Raw genomic sequence first — 23,237 nt, 5'->3', positions numbered from 1 at the left:
GCTTATGGCTGACTATCAGGGCCGGGCATGCTCGTTGACCCGTTGATTCACACACCTACACTTATCGGCCATCACTCCCAAAGGAATAGCCCTGATGAAAGCCGTGCTGTGCAAAGCCTTCGGCCCTGCCGAATCGCTGGTGCTGGAAGACGTCGCCAGTCCTGTCGCGAAGAAGAATGAAATCCTGCTGGACGTGCACGCTGCCGGAGTCAATTTCCCGGACACGCTGATCATCGAGGGCAAGTACCAGTTCAAACCGCCCTTCCCGTTTTCGCCAGGCGGTGAAGCGGCGGGCGTGGTGCGTGAAGTCGGGGAAAAGGTCAGCCATCTGAAAGTCGGCGACCGGGTCATGGCCCTGACTGGCTGGGGCAGTTTTGCCGAGCAGGTGGCGGTGCCGGGCTACAACGTCCTGCCGATTCCGCCGTCGATGGATTTCAACATCGCCGCTGCATTCAGCATGACCTACGGCACCTCGATGCACGCGCTCAAGCAACGCGCCAACCTGCAACCGGGCGAAACCCTGCTGGTGCTCGGCGCATCGGGCGGCGTCGGCCTCGCCGCCGTGGAGATTGGCAAAGCCATGGGTGCCCGCGTGATCGCCGCCGCCAGCAGCGCCGAGAAACTCGCGGTGGCCAAGGCTGCCGGCGCCGATGAGCTGATCAATTACAGCGAAGCCAGCCTCAAGGAGGAGATCAAACGCCTCACCGACGGCCAGGGCGCCGACGTGATCTACGACCCGGTCGGCGGCGACCTGTTCGACCAGGCCATCCGCGCCATCGCCTGGAACGGCCGCCTGCTGGTGGTCGGCTTCGCCAGCGGACGCATCCCGGAACTGCCGGTCAACCTCGCCCTGCTCAAGGGCGCGGCGGTACTCGGCGTGTTCTGGGGTTCTTTTGCCCAACGCCAGCCACAGGACAATGCAGCCAACTTCCAGCAGCTGTTCGCCTGGTTTGCCGAGGGCAAGCTCAAACCGCTGGTGTCGCAGGTGTATCCGCTGAGCAATGCCGCGCAGGCGATCGATGATCTTGGCCAGCGCAAGGCTGTGGGCAAGGTTGTCGTTCAGGTTCGTTAACAACATGGAGCGATCCGGAGCAGCAATCCGGATCGCTTTAGCGCTGAGATCTGCCTCTCCCATGCGTCAAACCGCAGAAACCCACCCGAGCCACCATTCCCTCAGCGCCGCGTACTTGTCTCAGAGCGACATGTTCATAAAGGAACGTTCATCTGCCCAAATTTCCGCTGTTTTGCCGACGTGAAGCGATGCTATTTTCGGTAACGAAACTGTAACATTCGCATCCGCAGTCAAAACAAGAAAACTGGAGCTCTTGAATGTTTGCTTTCTTTCGTCCTGCCGCACATCAGGCTCCATTGCCTGAAGAAAAAATAGACAGCACCTACCGCCGCCTGCGCTGGCAGATCTTCGCCGGTATCTTTATCGGCTACGCCGGTTACTACCTGCTGCGCAAGAACTTCTCCCTGGCCATGCCGTACTTGATCGATGAAGGCTACAGCCGTGGCGACCTTGGTCTGGCGATGTCGGCGATCGCTATTGCTTACGGCCTGTCGAAGTTCCTCATGGGCCTGGTGTCCGACCGTTCCAACCCGCGCTTCTTCCTGCCGTTCGGTCTGCTGGTCTCGGCCGGGGTGATGTTCATTTTCGGTTTCGCGCCGTGGGCAACGTCCAGCGTGACGATGATGTTCATCCTCCTGTTCATCAACGGCTGGGCGCAGGGCATGGGCTGGCCGCCGAGCGGGCGGACCATGGTGCACTGGTGGTCGCAGAAGGAACGCGGCGGCGTGGTCTCGGTGTGGAACGTGGCGCATAACGTCGGCGGCGGTCTGATCGGCCCGCTGTTCCTGATCGGCATGGGTCTGTTCAATGACTGGCACGCGGCGTTTTACGTCCCGGCAGCAGTCGCACTGGGCGTAGCGGTATTCGCCTTCATCACCATGCGTGACACCCCGCAATCGGTCGGCCTGCCGCCGATCGAGCAGTACAAGAACGACTACCCGGAAGGCTACGACGCCAGCCACGAAGACGAATTCAGCGCCAAGGAAATCTTCGTCAAGTACGTGCTGCGCAACAAAATGCTCTGGTACATCGCTCTGGCCAACGTCTTCGTCTACTTGCTGCGCTACGGCGTGCTGGACTGGGCGCCGACGTACCTGAAGGAAGCCAAGGGCTTCACCGTGGATAAAACCTCGTGGGCCTATTTCTTCTACGAGTGGGCAGGCATTCCGGGCACGCTGCTGTGCGGCTGGATGTCAGACAAGATCTTCCGTGGCAACCGTGGTCTGACCGGCATGGTGTTCATGGCCCTGGTGACTGTTGCGACCCTGGTGTACTGGCTGAATCCGGCCGGCAATCCGATGGTCGATATGATCGCCCTGCTGTCGATCGGCTTCCTGATCTACGGCCCGGTGATGCTGATCGGCCTGCAAGCGCTGGAACTGGCGCCGAAGAAAGCCGCCGGTACCGCAGCGGGCTTCACCGGTCTGTTCGGTTATCTGGGGGGTTCGGTCGCGGCCAGTGCGGCGATGGGCTACACCGTTGACCACTTCGGCTGGGATGGCGGTTTCGTGCTGCTGGTCGGCGCTTGCCTGCTGGCGATGGCCTTCCTTGCGCCAACGCTGTGGCACAAGCAAGTCGCCAGTCAGAGCCGTGAAGCGGTCGCCTGATCGCTGTGTGATTTACAGCGCTTGAGCCGCGCCTCCAGATTTCGATCCGGCATGGCGTGGCTGCGCAGGGCGTGCGCGGTCTGCTCGACATAATCGCGAGTGGTGCCGTAACGGCCGCTGGCGCTGGCGAACACCTGGCTGAGCACATGATCCGGCAAGTTGCCGGCGTAGCTCGGCAGGTGGCGCTCCAGAACGAATCCCAAAGCCTGCACCTGAGTGCCATCTTCGAGCCGGCAATTGAGCCAGTGCGGGCGATACGAGGGAAACGGCATCTCGCGTTTCCACAGCGCGTACAGCGCGGTATCGAGATTGTCTTCCGGCAAGCGGTAGGCAAAACCGCTGCATGAACCGCCGCGATCCAGACCGAACACCAGGCCGGGCATTTCCGGCGTACCCCGATGCTCGTGGGACCACAGGTACAAGCCGCGATGATAGCCATGCACGCGACCGCGCATGCGCTCAACCGCCGTGCATTCCGGCCGCCAGATCAGCGAACCATAGGCGAACAGCCACACCGGCCCGCCCTTGTGGCGTGCCATGGTCGATTGCATGGAAGCGAGAAGTTGTTCGTGCGTCAGCTGCGGCCCAAGATCGAGCCGCGGAGGGTAAGCCAGGTTCAGAATTGCGTTTTCAATGACGCTCATGGCGAATAGCGTTCAGCTCCCCGCGGGTGAAGAATTACTTAATAGAACGCACCGTTGTAACAATAAGGCACATATGTTTTAAGGCAAATTAAGTGCCACTGATTAATTGCCTGATTCATATATAACCTAGCGATATTTACTGTTTAAGGTAAATACCGATCGGCTATATACCAAGTTATAAGTCTCAAGAGCGCGGCGCATAGGCGAACACATCAGCGCGCATCTGATGCGCATCCATCCCCGCCTCGACCAGCGCGTCCAGCGTGCCGTAAACCATCGCCGGCGAACCGCTGGCATAGACATGCAGCGGCTTCAGATCGGGGAAATCCTCGCAAACCGCTTCGTGCAACATCCCGCAGCGCCCTTCCCAGCCGCACTGGTCGCTGACCACTTTGTGCAGGAACAGATTGGGCAGCTTCAGCCATTCGTCCCAGTGCTCGATCTGATAAAAGTCTTCTGGACGGCGTACGCCCCAATACAGATGCACTGGATGCTTGAAGCCTTCGGCGCGGCAATGTTCGATCAGGCTGTGAATCTGGCCCATGCCGGTGCCGGCGGCGATCAACACCAGCGGACCGTCGGGTAGTTCCGCAAGATGTGTGTCACCGAACGGCAACTCGACACGCACCAGCGGGTTGCGTTGCAGCTGCTCGATCAGGCTCAACGCACTGGTTTCGCGCGCCAGCACATGGATTTCCAGATCACGTCCGCCGTGGGGCGCCGAAGCCATGGAGAACGCCGATTTCTCGCCGTTCTCACGCTCGATCATCAAATATTGCCCGGCGTGATAGCGCGGCGGCTTGCCCGCCGGTGCACGCAGACGCACGCGCCAGGTATCGCCGCCGACCTCGCGGCACTCAATGACCTGACACGACAGGCTGCGCACCGGCAATTCACCGAGTGCGAGCACGCCATCCCACAACAGCACGCAGTCTTCCAGCGGTGCGGCGATGCAGGTGTAGAACTCGCCATGGTCGTGGACTTTGCCGGCCTGCTCGACGCGGCCCTCGACCAGCAGCGCCGCGCACACGTGGCAATTGCCGTTGCGGCAGCTTTGCGGGCAGTCATAGCCCAGGCGCCGCGCACCGTCGAGAATCCGCTCACCGGGCTGTATCTCGAGCACTGCTCCGGAAGGCTGCAGGGTTACACGCATCAATCTATTCCTAACTGATTCCAGATGGCATCGATCCGTTGGGTGACGGCGTCGTCCTTGACGATCACGCGGCCCCATTCGCGGGTGGTTTCGCCCGGCCACTTGTGGGTGGCATCCAGGCCCATTTTCGAGCCCAGGCCGGAAATCGGCGAAGCGAAGTCGAGGTAGTCGATCGGCGTGTTGTCGATCATCACCGTATCGCGCTTGGGATCCATGCGCGTGGTGATAGCCCAGATCACGTCGTTCCAGTCGCGGGCGTTGATATCGTCGTCAGTGACGATAACGAACTTGGTGTACATGAACTGTCGCAAAAACGACCAGACACCGAGCATCACGCGCTTGGCATGCCCCGGATACGACTTCTTCATCGTCACCACGGCCATGCGGTACGAGCAGCCTTCCGGCGGCAGGTAGAAGTCGGTGATCTCCGGGAACTGCTTCTGCAGGATCGGCACGAACACTTCGTTCAGCGCCACGCCGAGAATCGCCGGCTCATCCGGCGGACGGCCGGTGTAGGTGCTGTGATAGATCGGCTTGATCCGGTGGGTGATGCGCTCGACGGTGAACACCGGGAAGCTGTCGACTTCGTTGTAGTAACCGGTGTGGTCGCCATACGGGCCTTCGTCGGCCATTTCGCCCGGATGAATCACGCCTTCAAGGATGATTTCGGCGGTGGCCGGTACTTGCAGATCGTTGCCACGGCACTTGACCAGTTCGGTACGGTTGCCGCGCAAGAGCCCTGCGAAAGCATATTCGGAAAGGCTGTCCGGCACTGGCGTCACGGCACCGAGAATCGTTGCCGGATCGGCGCCAAGGGCTACGGACACCGGGAAAGGCTGGCCCGGGTGCTTCTCGCACCACTCGCGGAAGTCGAGAGCGCCGCCACGATGGCTGAGCCAGCGCATGATCACCTTGTTGCGGCCGATCACTTGCTGGCGGTAGATGCCGAGGTTCTGGCGTTCCTTGTTCGGGCCTTTGGTGACCGTCAGGCCCCAAGTGATCAGCGGGCCAACGTCGCCGGGCCAGCAGGTCTGCACCGGCAACATCGCCAGATCGACATCGTCGCCTTCGATGACCACTTCCTGGCACACCGCGTCTTTGACGACTTTCGGCGCCATCGAAATGATCTTGCGGAAGATCGGCAGTTTCGACCACGCGTCCTTCAAGCCCTTCGGCGGCTCCGGCTCCTTGAGGAAGGCCAGCAGCTTGCCGATTTCGCGCAGCTCGCTGACCGACTCGGCGCCCATGCCCATGGCCACGCGCTCGGGGGTGCCGAACAGGTTGCCGAGCACCGGAATGTCGTAACCGGTAGGCTTCTCGAACAGCAGTGCCGGGCCTTTGGCCCGCAACGTGCGGTCGCACACCTCAGTCATCTCCAGCACCGGCGAGACGGGAATCTGGATGCGTTTCAACTCTCCGCGCTGCTCAAGCTGCTGCACGAAATCCCGAAGATCCTTGAATTTCATTGACGATGGCACCCTCAAAATAGGCGTACATCCTACCTGCTCTGAGGGGCAAACAGCAGCCCGTCATTGCTCGATTGTGGCCCCCGCGCTGCGGCGAAGGCGCAGGCCTCCAACTCGGGAGTGCGCTGCCGACGCCGCAGAATCGGCCCATCAACAGATATCCGTGATGGGCGCGAGATTTTTCGGGGCAAAAAAAAACGCCCCCTCGCGGGAGCGTCCTTTGCTGAAACGCCAGCGTCTTACTTGCGTTTCATCGACAAGAAGAACTCGTCGTTGGTCTTGGTCGTTTTCAGCTTGTCGACCAGGAACTCGATGGCGGCGACTTCGTCCATCGGGTGCAGCAGCTTGCGCAGAATCCACATGCGCTGCAGTTCGTCGTCGGCGGTCAGCAACTCTTCGCGGCGGGTGCCGGAGCGGTTGATGTTGATGGCCGGGAACACACGCTTCTCGGCGATCTTGCGATCCAGAGGCAGCTCCATGTTGCCGGTACCCTTGAACTCTTCGTAGATCACTTCGTCCATCTTCGAGCCGGTTTCAACCAGCGCGGTGGCGATAATGGTCAGCGAGCCGCCTTCTTCGATGTTACGCGCGGCACCGAAGAAACGCTTCGGCTTCTCCAGGGCGTGGGCATCGACACCACCGGTCAATACCTTGCCGGAGCTCGGGATCACGGTGTTGTAGGCACGGGCCAGACGGGTGATGGAGTCGAGCAGGATCACCACGTCTTTCTTGTGCTCGACCAGGCGCTTGGCCTTCTCGATCACCATTTCAGCAACCTGCACGTGACGGGTCGGCGGCTCGTCGAAGGTCGAGGCAACCACTTCGCCGCGCACGGTGCGCTGCATTTCGGTCACTTCTTCCGGACGCTCGTCGATCAACAGCACGATCAGGTGAACTTCAGGATTGTTACGGGCGATGTTCGCTGCGATGTTCTGCAGCATGATCGTTTTACCGGCTTTCGGCGGTGCGACGATCAGACCACGCTGGCCTTTGCCGATCGGTGCACACAGGTCGATCACGCGACCGGTGAGGTCTTCGGTGGAACCGTTGCCGGCTTCCATCTTCATGCGCACCGTCGGGAACAGCGGCGTCAGGTTCTCGAAGAGAATCTTGTTTTTCGCGTTCTCCGGACGATCGAAGTTGATCGTGTCGACCTTGAGCAGGGCGAAGTACCGCTCGCCTTCCTTCGGAGGGCGGATCTTGCCAACGATGGTGTCACCGGTGCGCAAGTTGAAACGGCGGATCTGGCTCGGCGAGACGTAGATATCGTCAGGGCCGGCGAGGTAGGAAGCGTCTGCGGAGCGCAGGAAGCCGAAGCCGTCCTGGAGAATCTCCAGCACGCCATCACCGGAGATTTCCTCGCCGCTTTTCGCGTGCTTTTTCAGCAGGGAGAAAATCACGTCCTGCTTGCGCGAACGGGCCATATTTTCTATGCCCATCTGTTCGGCCAATTCGAGCAGTTCGGTAATCGGCTTTTGCTTGAGTTCAGTCAGATTCATATAGGAATGACGTAATCATTTATGGAGGGGGGGAAATTAAGCTTTTGGCTTAATGAGGCCGCGCCGCGGAGAAGGCGACAGGATCGCGAACTAATTCGAAAAGGAGTGCGTCGGCGACGGCTAGCAGGGGGCATTGGAGAAACCAGTGCGGGGCCGAATGTACCACCTGAGTTTCGGAGCGTCTAGCCCTGAATATGCAAAAAGCCCCGCGATTTGCGGGGCTTTTTTTCAGCGTTTTACTGCGACGCTCAGATGTTGGCGTCGAGGAAAGCCGCCAGCTGCGACTTCGACAGTGCGCCGACCTTGGTCGCTTCAACGTTGCCGTTCTTGAACAGCATCAGCGTCGGGATACCACGCACGCCATGCTTGGCCGGGGTTTCCTGGTTTTCGTCGATGTTCAGTTTGGCGACGGTCAGCTTGCCTTTGTAAGTCTCGGCAATCTCGTCCAGAACCGGTGCGATCATTTTGCAAGGGCCGCACCATTCAGCCCAGTAGTCGACCAGGACAGCGCCTTCGGCCTTGAGTACGTCGGCTTCGAAACTAGCGTCGCTAACGTGTTTGATCAGATCGCTGCTCATGGAATTCTCCAGGTTGTAAGCAAAAAAACGTGGCCCATCATAGCCGCCCTTCCCTTGTTCAGGAAGCCGCAGATGATTGAGTGTTGCTATGGCCCTTGATGAGTTTGGGTATAGCTCAAGTCACGCCGTGGCGGGAGCGATGAAGGCGATTCCAGTGCGCAGGGCGGCGTTGCGCACGTGTTCCTGCATGGCTTTCTGCGCCGCCGCCGAGGCGCGGCGCGCCAGTGCGCGGAGGATCTTGCGGTGTTCCTGCCAGGTTTCCATGGCGCGCTCGGCGCGGATGAACGGCAGTTTCTGGCTCTCGAGGAAGATCTCGGCGCTGGCGGTGAGAATGCTCAGCATCGCCTGATTACCGCTGGCAAGAAGGATGCGTCGGTGGAATTCGAAGTCGAGTTTCGCCGCTGCCTCAAAGTCGCCGAGCTTCAATTGCTCGCGCATGGCCGCAACGTTGTCTTCCAGCGCATCCAGATCGAACGTGCTCAACGTCACTGCCGCCAAACCTGCTGCAAACCCTTCGAGCGCATAGCGCAATTGAAAGATATCCAGCGGCGATGCCTGCGCCGCAAACGACCAGCCTGGCGCGTTGTCGCCGCGCGACAATTCGACCGGCGACTGCACGAACACGCCCTTGCCCGGCTGAATGCTGACCACGCCCAGTGCACTGAGCGACGACAGCGCTTCACGCAACGATGCCCGACTGACGCCCAGTTGCAGCGCCAGATCCCGTTGCGAAGGCAACGCGTCGCCGGCACCGAAGCCCTGTTCGGTGATCAGTTTGCGGATCGCTTGCAGCGCCACTTCGGGTACGGCGCGGGAGATCGAATTCATGATGTGCGGACGCGTCAGGGCCAAGGTGCGGCTAGTTGTAAAGCTATTCGCCAAGTCCGGCAAGTCGTGCCCCAGCGGGGTTCGGCGCGAACTGCCGATGCGCCATCGCAGTGCGAAAACCGAGTTGACTGTTCAGACCAGTAAGACCGAACCAAGCCGCTGATGCCGCGGCCTGCCGGGGCGAAATCCGCCTGTTGGCACGGCCCATGCTCTGTCCGATCGCAGCAACCACTTCCCGCCGATCCGGAGATTGTCCATGACCCAGCGTTACAGCGCCCTCCTCGCTTCCCTGTTTGCCGGCCTGCTGCTGTGCCAGGCCCCCGCTCACGCCGACGGTCTGGACGACGTGGTCAAACGCGGCACGCTGAAAGTTGCCGTGCCCCAGGACTTCCCGCCGTTCGGCTCGGTCGGCCCGGACATGAAGCCGCGCGGCCTGGATATCGACACGGCGAAGCTGCTCGCTGACCAACTCAAGGTCAAACTCGAACTGACCCCGGTCAACAGCACCAACCGCATCCCGTTCCTCACCACCGGCAAAGTCGATCTGGTGATCTCCAGCCTCGGCAAAAACGCCGAGCGTGAGAAAGTCATCGACTTCTCCCGCGCCTATGCGCCGTTCTACCTCGCCGTGTTCGGTCCGCCAGACGCCGCGATCACCAGCCTCGACGACCTCAAGGGCAAGACCATCAGCGTCACCCGGGGCGCCATCGAAGACATCGAGCTGAGCAAAGTCGCCCCCGAAGGCGTGACCATCAAACGTTTCGAAGACAACAACTCGACCATCGCTGCTTATCTGGCAGGCCAGGTCGATCTGATTGCCAGCGGCAACGTGGTGATGGTGGCCATCAGCGAGAAGAACCCCAAGCGCGTGCCGGCGCTGAAGGTGAAGCTCAAGGATTCCCCGGTCTACGTGGGCGTGAACAAGAACGAAGCGGCGTTGCTGGCCAAGGTCAACGACATCCTCAACACCGCCAAGGCTGACGGCGCACTGGAAAAGAACTCGCAGACCTGGCTGAAAGAGCCGCTGCCGGCCGATCTCTGATCGACTGCGCGGGAGACGTTCATGGCTTATCAGTTCGATTTTATGCCGGTGGTGGAAAACACCGACCTGCTGCTGCGCGGCGCACTGTTCACGCTGGAGCTGACCGCCATCGGCGCGCTGCTCGGGGTCGGCGTGGGCATTGTCGGCGCGCTGGTGCGAGCGTGGCAGATCCGCCCGTTCTCAGCGATCTTCGGCGTCTACGTCGAGTTGATCCGCAACACGCCGTTTCTGGTGCAACTGTTCTTCATCTTCTTCGGCCTGCCGTCGCTCGGCGTGCAGATTTCCGAGTGGCAGGCGGCAGTGCTGGCGATGGTGATCAACCTTGGCGCCTATTCGACCGAGATCATCCGCGCCGGCATCCAGGCGATTCCGCGCGGGCAACTGGAAGCGGCTGCGGCACTGGCGATGACGCGCTTCGAAGCGTTCCGCCACGTCGTCCTGCTGCCCGCGCTGGGCAAGGTCTGGCCGGCGCTGAGCAGCCAGATCATCATCGTCATGCTCGGTTCGGCGGTGTGTTCGCAGATCGCCACGGAAGAATTGAGCTTCGCCGCCAACTTCATTCAGTCGCGCAACTTCCGCGCCTTTGAAACCTATGCGCTGACCACCCTGATCTATCTGTGCATGGCGCTGCTGATCCGCCAGTTGCTCAACTGGTTCGGGCGTCGGTTCATTGCGAGGAGCAGCCAATGAGCGATTTCACTTTCTGGGACATCCTGCGCAACCTGCTCACCGGCCTGCAATGGACCCTGGCGCTGTCACTGGTGGCGTTCATTGGCGGCGGCCTCGTCGGCCTGCTGATTCTGGTGATGCGCATCTCCAAGAACACGCTGCCAAGCAGCATCGCCCGCACCTGGATCGAGCTGTTTCAGGGCACGCCACTGTTGATGCAACTGTTTCTGGTGTTCTTCGGCGTGGCGCTGGCCGGCATCGAGATTTCGCCGTGGATGGCCGCGGCGATCGCTTTGACCTTGTTCACCAGCGCCTATCTGGCGGAGATCTGGCGCGGTTGCGTCGAGGCCATTCCCCACGGTCAGTGGGAAGCCTCGTCGAGCCTGGCGCTCAATCCGCTTGAGCAGTTGCGCTACGTGATCCTGCCGCAAGCGCTGCGCATCGCCGTGGCGCCGACCGTGGGCTTCTCGGTGCAAGTGGTCAAAGGCACAGCGGTGACCTCGATCATCGGCTTCACCGAACTGACCAAGACCGGCGGCATGCTCGCCAATGCCACGTTCGAACCGTTCATGGTCTACGGCCTCGTCGCCCTCGGCTACTTCCTGCTCTGCTACCCCTTGTCCCTCAGTGCGCGCTACCTGGAAAGGAGACTGCATGCCTCTGCTTAGAATTTCCGCCCTGCATAAATATTACGGCGATCACCACGTACTCAAAGGCATCGACCTCAGCGTCGAGGAAGGCCAGGTCGTGGCGATCATCGGCCGCAGCGGCTCGGGCAAATCGACCCTGTTGCGCACGCTCAACGGCCTGGAATCGATCAACGATGGCGTGATCGAAGTCGACGGCGAATACCTCGACGCCGCCCGCGCTGATCTGCGCAGCCTGCGACAGAAGGTCGGCATGGTCTTCCAGCAGTTCAACCTGTTCCCGCACCTGACCGTCGGGGAGAACGTCATGCTCGCGCCGCAAGTGGTGCAGAAAGTGCCAAAAGCCAAGGCAGCCGAACTGGCGCGCGAAATGCTCGAGCGAGTCGGGCTCGGGGAGAAATTCGATGCCTTCCCGGACCGTTTGTCCGGTGGTCAGCAGCAACGGGTGGCGATCGCCCGGGCTTTGGCGATGTCGCCGAAGGTGCTGCTGTGCGATGAAATCACCTCGGCGCTGGACCCTGAGCTGGTCAATGAAGTGCTCAGCGTGGTGCGGCAATTGGCCAAGGAAGGCATGACGCTGATCATGGTCACCCACGAGATGCGCTTTGCCCGGGAGGTGGGCGACAAACTGGTGTTCATGCACCATGGCAAGGTGCATGAGGTGGGCGATCCGAAGGTGTTGTTTGCCAATCCGCAGACGGCCGAGCTGGCGAACTTTATTGGCACGGTGGAAGCGACAGCCTGAAGCAGCCTCATCCTGATCGTTCCCACGCTCCGCGTTGATCGTTCCCACGCTCCGCGTTGATCGTTCCCACGCTCCGCGTTGATCGTTCCCACGCTCCGCGTGGGAACGATCAGGTTCGGGGTGCGCGCTCCGGCGGTTTGAGCCATGCGCGTTGGCGTCAGCGTTTGATCGTGGCACGATGTCGGGGTTATCGACCGAGACCCCCTGACCATGCCGCAATCCCAAGCCAAGAATCTGTCCCTGATCGCCGCAATCGACCTGGGCTCCAACAGCTTTCACATGGTCGTGGCCAAGGCCCAGAACGGCGAAATCCGCATCCTCGAGCGCCTCGGCGAGAAGGTGCAACTGGCCGCCGGCATCGACGACGCGCGCCAGCTCAACGAAGAATCGATGCAGCGCGGCCTCGATTGCCTCAAGCGCTTTGCCCAACTGATCAACGGTATGCCGCTCGGCGCCGTGCGCATCGTCGGCACCAACGCCCTGCGTGAAGCGCGCAACCGTGGCGAGTTCATCCGCCGCGCCGAGGAAATCCTCGGCCACACGGTTGAAGTCATCTCCGGCCGTGAAGAAGCGCGCCTGATCTATCTCGGCGTTTCGCACACACTCGCCGACACCCCGGGCAAACGTTTGGTCGCCGACATCGGCGGCGGCAGCACCGAATTCATCATCGGCCAGCGCTTCGAGCCTTTATTGCGCGAAAGCCTGCAAATGGGCTGCGTGAGTTTCACTCAGCGTTATTTCAAGGACGGCAAGATCACCCCGGCCCGCTACGCCCAGGCCTACACGGCGGCGCGCCTGGAAATCATGAGCATCGAGCACGCCCTGCATCGCCTGACCTGGGATGAAGCCATCGGCTCCTCCGGTACGATTCGCGCCATCGGCCTGGCCCTGAAGGCTGGCGGCCACGGCAGCGGCGAGGTCAACGCCGAAGGCCTGGCGTGGCTCAAGCGCAAATTGTTCAAGCTGGGCGACGCCGACAAGATCGATTTCGAAGGCATCAAGCCTGACCGTCGGGCGATCTTCCCGGCGGGCCTGGCGATTCTCGAAGCGATCTTCGACGCCCTTGAACTGCAACGCATGGACCATTGCGAAGGCGCACTGCGTGAAGGCGTGCTCTACGACCTGCTCGGCCGTCATCACCATGAAGACGTGCGCGAACGCACCCTGACCTCGCTGATGGAGCGCTATCACGTCGACCTGGAACAGGCAGCGCGGGTCGAGCGCAAGGCCCTGCACGCCTTCGATCAGGTCGCCGTGGACTGGGAACTGGATGACGGCATCTGGCGCGAACTGCTCGGCTGGGCGGCGAAAGTGCACGAAGTCGGCCTCGACATCGCTCACTATCACTACCACAAGCATGGCGCCTACCTGATCGAACACTCCGATCTGGCCGGCTTCTCGCGAGAAGACCAGCAGATGCTCGCGCTATTGGTGCGTGGGCATCGGCGCAATATTCCCAAGGACAAATTCGCCGAATTCGGCGATGACGGCATCAAACTGATTCGCCTGTGCGTGCTGCTGCGGTTTGCGATTCTGTTCCATCACATTCGCGGGACCCAGGCGATGCCACAGGTGGCGCTGCATGCCAATGGCGATCATCTCGACGTGGAATTCCCGGAGAACTGGCTGGATGAAAATCAGCTGACCCAGGCGGATTTCGGCCTGGAAGCGGATTGGCTGACGCGGGTTGGAATTGTCCTCACGGTGCACTGAGTAACTGGCTGGCACAAAAAAGGCGATCCGTTAGGATCGCCTTTTTATTGGGTTTGGCTTGAGAGCGGCGGTGTAGCTCTCCCCTCACCCCAGCCCTCTCCCGAGGGAGAGGGAGCCGATTTGTACTAGCGTTGAGGCCAGAGTTCGATCAGGTATTTCAGGTCAGTGTATGACGCAAGACACCTCGGTCAGTCCCCTCTCCCTCCGGGAGAGGGTTAGGGTGAGGGGCTTTTGACCTTCGGCACTTAACTGCTGACAGGCAATATCGGGCTGCCCAGCCGCTCCAGCAACGTCGCCTGCGCACTGCGCGGGTTCTGGTTGCCAGTGGGTGTGTTGCGGATGTAGCGGCCGTCCGACTGCAGGCTCCAGCTGTGGGTGTTGTCGGTCAGGTACAGCTCCAGCTCCTTCTTGACCCGAGTCAGCAGTTTCTTGCCTTCCACCGGGAAGCAGGTCTCGACGCGCTTGTCGAGGTTGCGCTCCATCCAGTCGGCGCTGGAGAGGAACATCTGCTCGTCGCCGCCGTTGAGGAAGTAGAACACCCGCGTGTGCTCAAGGAAGCGGCCAATGATCGAGCGCACATGAATGTTGTGCGAGACCCCGGCGATGCCCGGACGCAGGCAGCACATGCCGCGCACCACCAGATCGATGCGCACGCCGGACTGGCTGGCCTTGTACAGCGCGCGGATGATCTTCGGATCGGTCAGCGAGTTGAACTTGGCGATGATGTGCGCCGGTTTGCCTTCGAGGGCGAACTGGGTTTCGCGGGCAATCATGTCGAGCATGCCCTTCTTCAGGGTGAACGGCGCATGCAGCAGCTTTTTCATGCGCAGCGTCTTGCCCATGCCGATCAACTGGCTGAACAGTTTGCCGACGTCCTCGCACAAGGCGTCGTCGGAGGTGAGCAGGCTGTAGTCGGTGTAGAGCTTGGCATTACCGGCGTGGTAGTTGCCGGTACCGAGATGCGCATAACGGACGATCTCGCCAGCCTCGCGGCGCAGGATCAGCATCATCTTGGCGTGGGTCTTGAAGCCGACCACGCCGTAGATGACCACTGCGCCCGCCGCTTGCAGACGGCTGGCAAGCTGCAGGTTGGATTCTTCGTCGAAGCGCGCGCGCAGCTCGATCACCGCAGTGACTTCCTTGCCGTTACGCGCGGCGTCGACCAGCGCATCGACGATCTCCGAGTTGGCGCCGGAGCGGTACAGGGTCTGGCGAACCGCGAGCACGTGCGGGTCTTTCGCGGCCTGACGCAGCAGGTCGACCACCGGCGTGAACGACTCGAACGGGTGCAGCAGGAGGATGTCCTGCTTGCTGACCACACTGAAGATGTTTTCGCTGTTCTGCAGCAGTTTCGGGATCTGCGGGGTGAACGGCGTGTATTGCAGCTCCGGATGACTATCGAGGCCAGTGATGCTGAACAGACGCGTCAGGTTGACCGGGCCGTTGACCTGATACAGCTCGGTCTCGCTCAGGTTGAACTGCTTGAGCAGATAGTCCGAGAGGTGTTTCGGGCAGGTGTCGGCAACTTCCAGACGCACCGCGTCACCGTAGCGCCGCGAGAACAACTCGCCACGCAGGGCGCGGGCCAGGTCTTCGACGTCTTCGGAATCGAGCGCCAGGTCGGCGTTTCGGGTCAGACGGAACTGGTAGCAGCCTTTGACCTTCATGCCCTGGAACAGGTCATCGGCGTGGGCGTGGATCATCGACGACAGGAATACATAGTTGTCGCCAGCGCCGCCGACTTCTTCCGGGACCTTGATGATCCGCGGCAGCAGACGTGGCGCCGGAATGATCGCCAGACCGGAGTCGCGACCGAAGGCGTCGATGCCTTCGAGCTCGACGATGAAGTTCAGACTCTTGTTCACCAGCAGCGGGAACGGGTGCGTCGGGTCGAGGCCGATCGGGGTGATGATCGGCGCGATCTCGTCGCGGAAATAGCGGCGTACCCAAGTCTTGAGCTTGGTTGTCCAGTTGCGCCGACGGATGAAGCGCACCTGATGCTTTTCCAGCTCGGGCAGGAGGATGTCGTTGAGGATCGCGTACTGGCGGTCAACGTGACCGTGGACCAGTTCGCTGATCCGCGCCAGCGCCTGATGCGGCTGCAAACCGTCAGCGCCGGCCTGTTCGCGGGCAAAAGTGATCTGCTTTTTCAGCCCGGCGACGCGGATCTCGAAGAATTCGTCGAGGTTGCTGGAGAAGATCAGCAGGAACTTCAGACGCTCCAGCAACGGGTAGGACTCGTCCAGCGCCTGTTCCAGCACGCGGATGTTGAACTGCAATTGCGAAAGCTCGCGGTGGATGTACAGGCTGCTGTCATCCAGGCCGGGAATGGCGATCGCCGGTACCGCCACAGCGGTTTCGGCAACCGGCGCGGGTGGCGCAGGCTCCAGTTCCGGCGGGGTTTCGGTGATTTGCTCGACCACCGGCTGAGCTTCTTTTACGGCAACTTCAGTGAGTCCTTCGGTATTCATGGAATGTTCCTGGGAGGGCTATTTCTGCTCTCGTAACAATTGAGCGGCACGAACGGCAAAGTAAGTCAGGATGCCATCTGCACCGGCACGTTTAAAGGCGGTCAGTGACTCGAGGATCACCGCTTCGCTCAACCAGCCATTCTGGATAGCGGCCATGTGCATGGCGTATTCGCCACTGACCTGATAGACGAAGGTCGGCACCTTGAAGGCATCTTTGACGCGAAAAAGAATGTCCAGGTAGGGCATGCCCGGCTTGACCATGACCATGTCCGCGCCTTCGGACAAGTCGGCACCGACTTCGTGCAGCGCTTCGTCGCTGTTGGCCGGGTCCATCTGATAAGAGGCCTTGTTGGCCTTGCCGAGGTTCGACGCCGAACCCACGGCATCGCGGAACGGGCCGTAGTAGGCGCTGGCGTACTTGGCCGAGTAGGCCATGATGCGCACGTTGACGTGGCCGGCAATTTCCAGCGCCTCACGTATCGCCTGGATGCGGCCGTCCATCATGTCCGATGGCGCCACCACCTGCGCGCCGGCTTCGGCGTGGGACAACGCCTGACGCACCAGCGCATCGACGGTGATGTCGTTCTGCACGTAGCCGTCTTCGTCGAGAATGCCGTCCTGACCGTGGGTGGTGAACGGGTCCAGCGCCACGTCAGTGATCACGCCCAGCTCCGGGAACCGCTCACGCAGGGCGCGAGTGGCGCGCTGGGCGATGCCTTCGGGATTCCACGCTTCGACAGCATCGAGGGATTTCAGTTCAGGCGGCGTGACCGGGAACAGCGCCAGCGCCGGAATGCCCAGCTCGACCCATTTCGCCGCTTCTTCAAGCAGCAGATCAATGGTCAGTCGCTCGACGCCCGGCATCGAGGCCACGGCTTCGCGGCGGTTTTCACCGTCGAGCACGAACACCGGCAGGATCAGGTCATCGACCGTCAATACGTTTTCACGCACCAGCCGCCGCGAAAAATCATCACGACGATTGCGACGCAGACGAGTGGCTGGGAACAGACGATTGGCGGGGGTAAAGCTCACGGCAGACTCCTGAGCCCGGGCAAACGGGCGAGCGTGACAGTTATAGACGGCCATTATGACTAACAGATGACAGTTATGTGTGCTCTGTGACAGGTAGCCGCAATCCATTGTCGATGTAGGAAATGTTCACGTCGAGACACATTTGGACACTTTCATGAATGTGCCCGAAGGGTTAGGCTGCGCGTTCATTTCGCCAGCACCCAGACAATGCTCCAACAATTTCTGCACGACTTTGGCTACTTTGCCTTGTTCCTCGGCACGTTCTTCGAAGGCGAAACCATTCTGGTGCTCGCAGGCTTCCTTGCGTTCCGTGGATACATGGACATCAACCTGGTGGTGGTTGTGGCGTTCTTCGGCAGCTATGCCGGCGATCAGCTGTGGTACTTCCTGGGGCGCAAGCACGGGCGCAAATTGCTTGCGCGCAAGCCGCGCTGGCAGATGATGGGCGACCGCGCGCTGGAGCACATCCGCAAACATCCGGACATCTGGGTCCTGAGCTTCCGCTTCGTTTATGGCCTGCGCACCGTGATGCCGGTGGCGATCGGCCTGTCCGGTTATCCACCGGGACGTTACCTGCTGCTCAACGGTATCGGCGCGGCGATCTGGGCCACCGCACTGGCTGCGGCGGCTTACCACTTCGGCGCAGTGCTGGAAGGCATGCTCGGCAGCATCAAGAAGTACGAGCTGTGGGTGCTCGGCGCCTTGCTGATCCTCGGGCTGGGCCTGTGGCTGCGGCGCCGCTTCAAGAATGCGCAACTGGCAAAGAAAATCTATCAGGACGAGCAGCTCGCCAAGGCAGCCGAGGCCGAGCAGTTGCGTCAGGCCGAAGCGACCCCTCCTGCCGGACCGAAAACGCCAGCCGAATAAGCCATTCGCTGGCGGCTGCCACGCGCATTCCCGGCAAATAATGAACACCCCGCCGCCGTTGCGATCCATTGAGAGAGCGCTCTGTTCCCGCGCGCGTCAGCCATGCCCCTATGGCCACGCGCGACGATTTAAGGGACATTGAGCGCCATGAATCTGGAGAGAAGCCCATGAGCAAAAAAGTTGCAGTGATCCTGTCCGGCAGTGGCGTGTACGACGGCGCCGAAATCCAGGAAAGTGTCATCACCCTGCTGCGCCTCGACCAGCGCGGAGCACAGGTGCAGTGCTTCGCGCCAAACATCGCGCAATTGCATGTGATCAACCACCTGACCGGCGAAGAAATGCCGGAATCGCGCAACGTACTGGTGGAATCGGCGCGGATTGCCCGGGGCAACGTCAAGGATATCCGCGACGCCGATGTCGAGGATTTCGACGCACTGATCGTGCCCGGCGGTTTCGGCGCGGCAAAGAACCTGTCGAACTTCGCCATCGAAGGCGCCGGCTGCACCGTACAACCTGAAGTGCTGGCCCTGGCCGAAGCATTTGCCGAAGCGGGCAAACCGGTCGGGCTGATCTGCATCTCACCGGCGCTGGCGGCGAAAATCTATGGCCCGGGGGTGACTTGCACCATCGGCAACGACGCCGACACCGCTGCGGCCATGAACAAAATGGGCGCCACCCACGAAGAGTGCGCCGTGACGGAAATCGTCGAAGACAAGGCGCGCAAACTGGTCACCACCCCGGCTTACATGCTGGCGCAGACCATCAGTGAAGCGGCTTCGGGGATCAACAAACTGGTCGACCGCGTGCTCGAACTGACCCACGAAAACGACGCTTGAAATCAAAAGATCGCAGCCTTCGGCAGCTCCTACAGGTTTCGTGTCGCGCCGTGATATTGCGGCATACACCGCCCCTGTAGGAGCTGCCGCAGGCTGCGATCTTTTCAGGGCTTGCGGGTGAGCCGGGTGAGAATCCGATCCAGCGCATTGGCAAACGCCTGCTTCTCGCGCTCGCCAAACGGCGCCGGGCCGCCGCTCATCTGGCCCTGCTCCCTGAGATCGGTGAACAGATTCCGCACCGCCAGCCGCTCGCCCATGTTCTGCGCATCGAACTCCTTGCCGCGCGGATCCAGTGCCGCCACGCCCTTCTTGACCAGCCGATCGGCCAGCGGAATATCGCTGCAGATCACCAGCTCGCCCGGCACGGCGTGCTCGACCAGATAATCATCCGCAGCATCCGGCCCGCTCGGCACCACGATCAGTTTGACGATGGCCAGCCCCGGCTTGGTCTGCGGCTGCCCGGCTACCAGCACCACTTCGAACTGGCGCTTGAGGGCGAATTTCACTACAAGATCCTTCGCCGCCCGTGGACAGGCGTCGGCATCAATCCATACACGCATGTTCTTGCCTCCAAAAAATTCGCGAGCAGGCTCGCTCCCACAGGATACATACCGAACCTGTGGGAGCGAGCCTGCTCGCGAATATGAGCGCAGCGAATGCCTTTATGCAGCCGAAACCCGACGCTTCTCCGCCACCCAACTGCGCCCATACAGCACAGCAATCGCCACAATCGCCACCACCTGCGCGGTCAGCGAATAGGCATCGGCATGGATCCCCAGCCAGTCGAATTCAAAGAACGCGACCGGCCGTGTGCCGAAGATCCCGGCTTCCTGCAAGGCCTTGACGCCATGCCCGGCAAATACCACCGACAACGCGCACAACAGCGCGGCGTTGATGCTGAAGAACAAGGTCAGCGGCAGTTTCGCCGAGCCGCGCAGAATCACCCACGCCAGGCCGACCAGCAGCACCAGCGCCGTGGCACCGCCAGCCAGCACGGCGTTGTGCCCGGCAGGACCGGCCTGCAGCCACAGGGTTTCGTAGAACAGGATCACTTCAAACAACTCGCGATAGACCGAGAAGAACGCCAGGATCGCAAAGCCGAAACGTCCACCGCCGCCGACCAGACTGCTTTTGATGTAATCCTGCCAGGCCGCCGCATGACGGCGGTCATGCATCCACACGCCGAGCCACAACACCATGACGCTGGCAAACAGCGCGGTGGCGCCTTCCAGCAACTCACGCTGCGAACCGCTGACGTCGATGACGTACGCCGCCAGTGCCCAGGTACCCAGACCTGCCAGCAGTGCCAGACCCCAGCCAACGTTGACACTGCGTACTGCCGATTGCTGACCGGTATTGCGCAGGAAGGCGAGGATCGCCGCCAGCACCAGAATCGCTTCCAGGCCTTCGCGCAGCAGAATCAGCAGGCCGGAGATGAAGCTCAGCGACCAGCTCAGACCATCGCTGCCCAGCAGGCCGGCGGATTCCTTGAGTTTGGCTTTGGCCGCGTCCAGACGCTGCTCGGCCTGCTCGACCGGCAGACCATCCTGCAATGACTGCCGATACGCCATCAGCGATTTTTCGGTGTCCTTGCGCACGTTGGCATCGACGTTATCCAGCGAGCTTTCGACCAGTTCGAAGCCTTCCAGATACGCCGCCACCGACAGGTCATAGGCCTGATCGTGCTCACCGGCACGGTAGGCCGCGAGGCTTTTGTCCAGCGTGGCGGCGGTGTAATCGAGCAACTGCGCCGGCCCGCGCTTGACCTGCGGTGGTTGCGCGCGCTGGGCACGGAACGTCGCCGCGACCTCTGCGCCCTCCGCCGCCTGCACTTCGGCCGGGGTCTGCCGGGCCAGGTCAGCGATGTTGTAGACCTTGTCGGACTTGGCGGCCGTCGCATCGGCGCTGAAGCCGGCGATGTAGGTGGCCAGATCCCAGCGCTGGCGATCATCGAGCTGATCGGCAAACGCCGGCATGTCGGTGCCTTCGACGCCCTGGCCGAGGGTGCTGTAGATCGCGTACAGACTCAGGTGATCCATCCGCGCAGCGTCGCGCAGGTTGGCTGGCGCAGGGGTCAGACCGACACCGGCCGGGCCGTCGCCAGCACCAGTGTCGCCGTGGCACACCGAGCAATTTTGCGCATACAGCGGCGCACCGCGTGTCGGGTCCGGAGTGATGATCGGTGCCTGGCTGACTTCATAAGCCACCGCCAGTTTCGCCCCCAGCTGTCGGGCCTGACGGGCGACATCAGCACCGTCCTGCTTCGCAGTGATGGCGGCGTGCAAAGATTCGACGCCCTGTTCCAGCGCGGCTTTTTCCGGTTTGGCTGGCAATGCAGTGATCAAGCCTTGCAGAACCTGGGTGAATTCCAGCTGCTCGCGGTATTCGCCATCGTCGATGACTTTGCCTGCCGCGACCGTCGGCGGGTAATCGGCACTGATGTAATCGAGCAGGTGCAACGCTTGCGGCGCGCCTTCCACGGTATCGGCCAGCAGCGGCAGGCTGCTCAGGGACAATAACGGGAACAGCAGCCAGGCCAGCAATCGGGACGAGGCAGTCATGAACGAATCTCAAATGGAAATGCGAAGTTACATATTGTTCACTTCGAAGACATTTCTCTCAAGCTTTGTCGGCGTTTCGCTTTGATTGGCAGGAAATACCCGGCAGACGGCAGCAGCGTTTGTCGCCGAGTATTGCCGCACTGCCCGCTGCCGATTGACGCTCGATCAAGATCGCAGCCATTTGCCACCATCCACTTTATACTGCCCGCCCCAGAGCATTTGCGCGCAAGGAATCAACCTCAATGCGGAGTCTTCCGTTCATTTTGCTGCTTTGCGTCGCTGTTCAGTTGAGCGGTTGTGCCGCCTATCGCAACTACGATCTTGAAATGCAGCAGACCACCGAGCAAATGACCCGGGGCAATCTGACCGGGGCTCTGGCACTGGTGGAAATGAACAACCCGTGGGAAGACAAGGATCTGCTGTATTACCTGGAAAAAGGCGCGATCCTCAGCGCTGGCAGTGCCCTGCCCGACAGCCAGGACGCCTGGCGCAATGCCGACCGCATGATCTTCCAGCGCGAGGAAGCCAACCCGTCCGGCGCGATGAAATTACTGGCCCGTTTCGGTGATGAAATGGGCACGATGCTGGTCAACGACAAGCTGCGGCGCTATGAAGGCTACGATTACGAAAAGGTCATGTTGACTACGCAAATGGCCTTGAACCAGCTATCCGTCAATGACTTTGCCGGCGCCCGCGCAGACATCAGGAAAACCCACGAACGCGAAGCATTGATCGCCCGCCAGCGTGAAAAGCAATACGAAGCGGCCGAGGAACAGGCAAAAGCTCAAGGCAAAGTTCTCCATTACAAGGAACTGGAAGGCTACCCGGTCGCCTTGCTTGATGCGCCGCAGGTCGTTGAGCTGAAAAACGGCTATCAGAGTGCGTTCAGCCACTATCTGGCCGGATTCACCTATGAAGCCCTCGGCGAACGCGCCCTCGCGGCGGCCGGTTATCGTCAGGCGATCGAACTGCGGCCGGATATGCCCTTGCTGCAAAAGGCCCTGCGCAATCTCGACAAACCGCCAGCGAAAGCCGATGAAAGCGATGTGTTGCTGATTATCCAGAGTGGCCTGGCTCCGGCTCGCAGCTCAGTGCAAGTGCCGATCCCGGTTCGTCTGAACGAAACACTGGTCATCATCGCGCCCATTTCATTCCCGGTGATGGTGCCGGACGCAGTTACGCCCAACTTCAGCCATATCACCGTAGACGGTCGCAAACAGCCGTTGGTAGTGATCAACAGCGTGACTGACATGTCCATGCGCACACTGCGCGACGACATGCCGCAAATCATCTCGCGGGCGATGTTCCGCGCCAACATGGCCGCCATCGGTCAAGCGCAGGAAAACGAGCGCAACCCGGCGAAAGCCTCGTTGGTCGTCACTCAGGATGATCCGTTCGAAGAAGCCGACACCCGCACATGGCGAGCGTTGCCGGACAAGACGCTGGTCGCCCGCCTGCGCTTGAAAAAAGGCCTGCATACCTTCCGTTTTGCGCCTGCGTCCATCGACCACCCTTTTGAAATGCGCGTCGACCAGGACCGCCAGATTCTGCACCTGCGGGTATTCCGGGATCAGGTCTATACCGTCGGATCAGCCTTTGTACCGAATAAAAAACCCGCGTCGGATACACCCGCTTCTGCGGAGAAGTGATGGCACCGCATCTGAAAATGCACCCAAAAAGCTATTACATAGCCATCACCCCACGTTTATAATGCCGCGCCCTCGCCCAGCGAGCCGGCATCAAAAGCTCCTCACGCATGAGGAATTGGCAGGAGGCCAGCGCCACCGTCGATAGGTCACACCAGCCC

20 protein-coding genes are annotated in these 23,237 nt (G+C 61.0%); 10 read left to right on the top strand and 10 right to left on the bottom strand.

The genetic code is table 11. The features are described 5' to 3' along the window. The first annotated feature begins 94 nt into the window (after positions 1–94). Both ASG55_RS25970 and glpT read left to right on the top strand, forming a co-directional pair. On the top strand, positions 95–1,072 hold the full coding sequence (locus tag ASG55_RS25970) for an NADPH:quinone oxidoreductase family protein (RefSeq protein WP_056791691.1): 978 nt from the start codon (positions 95–97) through the stop codon (positions 1,070–1,072). A gap of 257 nt (positions 1,073–1,329) precedes the next feature. Then, the gene (gene glpT, locus ASG55_RS25965) at positions 1,330–2,679 is read left to right on the top strand and encodes a glycerol-3-phosphate transporter (RefSeq protein ID WP_024014747.1); all 1,350 of its coding nucleotides are present in this window, start codon (positions 1,330–1,332) and stop codon (positions 2,677–2,679) included. On the opposite strand, the gene ASG55_RS25960 is transcribed toward glpT, so the two are convergent. The 6 genes from ASG55_RS25960 to ASG55_RS25935 all read right to left on the bottom strand — a co-directional run bounded on the left by ASG55_RS25960 (position 2,655) and on the right by ASG55_RS25935 (position 8,847). Further along, positions 2,655–3,323: a gamma-glutamylcyclotransferase gene (locus ASG55_RS25960; RefSeq protein WP_056791689.1), complete on the bottom strand. Its 669-nt coding sequence runs from the start codon at positions 3,321–3,323 to the stop codon at positions 2,655–2,657. The genes glpT and ASG55_RS25960 overlap by 25 nt on opposite strands. A gap of 184 nt (positions 3,324–3,507) precedes the next feature. Beyond that, a complete protein-coding gene (locus tag ASG55_RS25955) occupies positions 3,508–4,476 on the bottom strand; it encodes a CDP-6-deoxy-delta-3,4-glucoseen reductase (RefSeq protein WP_056791686.1) in 969 nt (322 codons plus the stop codon). Beyond that, complete coding sequence (gene ubiD, locus ASG55_RS25950) at positions 4,476–5,942, bottom strand: 4-hydroxy-3-polyprenylbenzoate decarboxylase (protein ID WP_039757427.1); 1,467 nt, start codon at positions 5,940–5,942, stop codon at positions 4,476–4,478. Before ubiD ends, ASG55_RS25955 begins: the two co-directional genes overlap by 1 nt. 239 nt (positions 5,943–6,181) lie before the next feature. Then, entirely contained in the window at positions 6,182–7,441 is a 1,260-nt protein-coding gene (gene rho / locus ASG55_RS25945) for a transcription termination factor Rho (RefSeq protein WP_003229334.1), read from the bottom strand. Between the two features lie 248 nt (positions 7,442–7,689). Continuing rightward, positions 7,690–8,019 (bottom strand): thioredoxin TrxA, encoded by a 330-nt coding sequence (gene trxA, locus ASG55_RS25940; protein ID WP_003206727.1) that lies wholly within the window; start codon positions 8,017–8,019, stop codon positions 7,690–7,692. 120 nt (positions 8,020–8,139) lie between these two features. Further along, the gene (locus tag ASG55_RS25935) at positions 8,140–8,847 is read right to left on the bottom strand and encodes a FadR/GntR family transcriptional regulator (RefSeq protein ID WP_056791723.1); all 708 of its coding nucleotides are present in this window, start codon (positions 8,845–8,847) and stop codon (positions 8,140–8,142) included. Between the two features lie 256 nt (positions 8,848–9,103). Between ASG55_RS25935 and ASG55_RS25930 the strand changes: the two genes are divergently transcribed. The 5 genes from ASG55_RS25930 to ppx all read left to right on the top strand — a co-directional run bounded on the left by ASG55_RS25930 (position 9,104) and on the right by ppx (position 13,663). After that, positions 9,104–9,889 (top strand): transporter substrate-binding domain-containing protein, encoded by a 786-nt coding sequence (locus ASG55_RS25930; protein WP_016772623.1) that lies wholly within the window; start codon positions 9,104–9,106, stop codon positions 9,887–9,889. A 21-nt stretch (positions 9,890–9,910) separates the two neighbouring features. Beyond that, positions 9,911–10,579 (top strand): amino acid ABC transporter permease, encoded by a 669-nt coding sequence (locus ASG55_RS25925; RefSeq protein WP_024014752.1) that lies wholly within the window; start codon positions 9,911–9,913, stop codon positions 10,577–10,579. Next, positions 10,576–11,226 (top strand): amino acid ABC transporter permease, encoded by a 651-nt coding sequence (locus tag ASG55_RS25920; protein ID WP_016772621.1) that lies wholly within the window; start codon positions 10,576–10,578, stop codon positions 11,224–11,226. Before ASG55_RS25925 ends, ASG55_RS25920 begins: the two co-directional genes overlap by 4 nt. Then, on the top strand, positions 11,213–11,950 hold the full coding sequence (locus ASG55_RS25915) for an amino acid ABC transporter ATP-binding protein (RefSeq protein ID WP_007911148.1): 738 nt from the start codon (positions 11,213–11,215) through the stop codon (positions 11,948–11,950). Before ASG55_RS25920 ends, ASG55_RS25915 begins: the two co-directional genes overlap by 14 nt. Positions 11,951–12,160: 210 nt before the next feature. Continuing rightward, positions 12,161–13,663 carry an exopolyphosphatase gene (gene ppx / locus ASG55_RS25910; protein WP_041476907.1) on the top strand — a complete coding sequence of 501 codons (1,503 nt, stop codon included), beginning with the start codon at positions 12,161–12,163 and terminating at the stop codon, positions 13,661–13,663. Between the two features lie 245 nt (positions 13,664–13,908). Here the strand turns inward: ppx and ppk1 are convergent, their stop codons facing one another. After that, positions 13,909–16,134, bottom strand: a complete 2,226-nt coding sequence (ppk1, locus tag ASG55_RS25905; RefSeq protein ID WP_016772619.1) for a polyphosphate kinase 1 — start codon at positions 16,132–16,134, stop codon at positions 13,909–13,911. An 18-nt stretch (positions 16,135–16,152) separates the two neighbouring features. Continuing rightward, positions 16,153–17,166 (bottom strand): porphobilinogen synthase, encoded by a 1,014-nt coding sequence (gene hemB, locus ASG55_RS25900; protein WP_056791684.1) that lies wholly within the window; start codon positions 17,164–17,166, stop codon positions 16,153–16,155. A 207-nt stretch (positions 17,167–17,373) separates the two neighbouring features. On the opposite strand from hemB, the gene ASG55_RS25895 reads away from it, so the two are divergent. Together ASG55_RS25895 and elbB are read left to right on the top strand one after the other, a co-directional pair. Continuing rightward, complete coding sequence (locus tag ASG55_RS25895) at positions 17,374–18,033, top strand: DedA family protein (protein WP_056791681.1); 660 nt, start codon at positions 17,374–17,376, stop codon at positions 18,031–18,033. Between the two features lie 167 nt (positions 18,034–18,200). Beyond that, on the top strand, positions 18,201–18,869 hold the full coding sequence (gene elbB / locus ASG55_RS25890) for an isoprenoid biosynthesis glyoxalase ElbB (RefSeq protein ID WP_016772616.1): 669 nt from the start codon (positions 18,201–18,203) through the stop codon (positions 18,867–18,869). Positions 18,870–18,973: 104 nt separating this feature from the next. On the opposite strand, the gene ASG55_RS25885 is transcribed toward elbB, so the two are convergent. Together ASG55_RS25885 and ASG55_RS25880 are read right to left on the bottom strand one after the other, a co-directional pair. Beyond that, a complete protein-coding gene (locus tag ASG55_RS25885) occupies positions 18,974–19,429 on the bottom strand; it encodes a YaiI/YqxD family protein (RefSeq protein ID WP_041476910.1) in 456 nt (151 codons plus the stop codon). A gap of 102 nt (positions 19,430–19,531) precedes the next feature. Beyond that, a complete protein-coding gene (locus ASG55_RS25880; protein ID WP_056791678.1) occupies positions 19,532–21,430 on the bottom strand; it encodes an FTR1 family protein in 1,899 nt (632 codons plus the stop codon). Positions 21,431–21,672: 242 nt separating this feature from the next. On the opposite strand from ASG55_RS25880, the gene ASG55_RS25875 reads away from it, so the two are divergent. Beyond that, positions 21,673–23,079: a COG3014 family protein gene (locus ASG55_RS25875; RefSeq protein ID WP_056791676.1), complete on the top strand. Its 1,407-nt coding sequence runs from the start codon at positions 21,673–21,675 to the stop codon at positions 23,077–23,079. The last annotated feature ends 158 nt before the right edge of the window (positions 23,080–23,237 follow it).

Origin of the sequence: Pseudomonas sp. Leaf434 (assembly GCF_001425545.1) — a bacterium.
GTDB classification, from domain to species: domain Bacteria; phylum Pseudomonadota; class Gammaproteobacteria; order Pseudomonadales; family Pseudomonadaceae; genus Aquipseudomonas; species Aquipseudomonas siliginis.
Note: the sequence above shows the minus strand (reverse complement) of the source record. Positions and strands in the feature narration are given on the sequence as shown.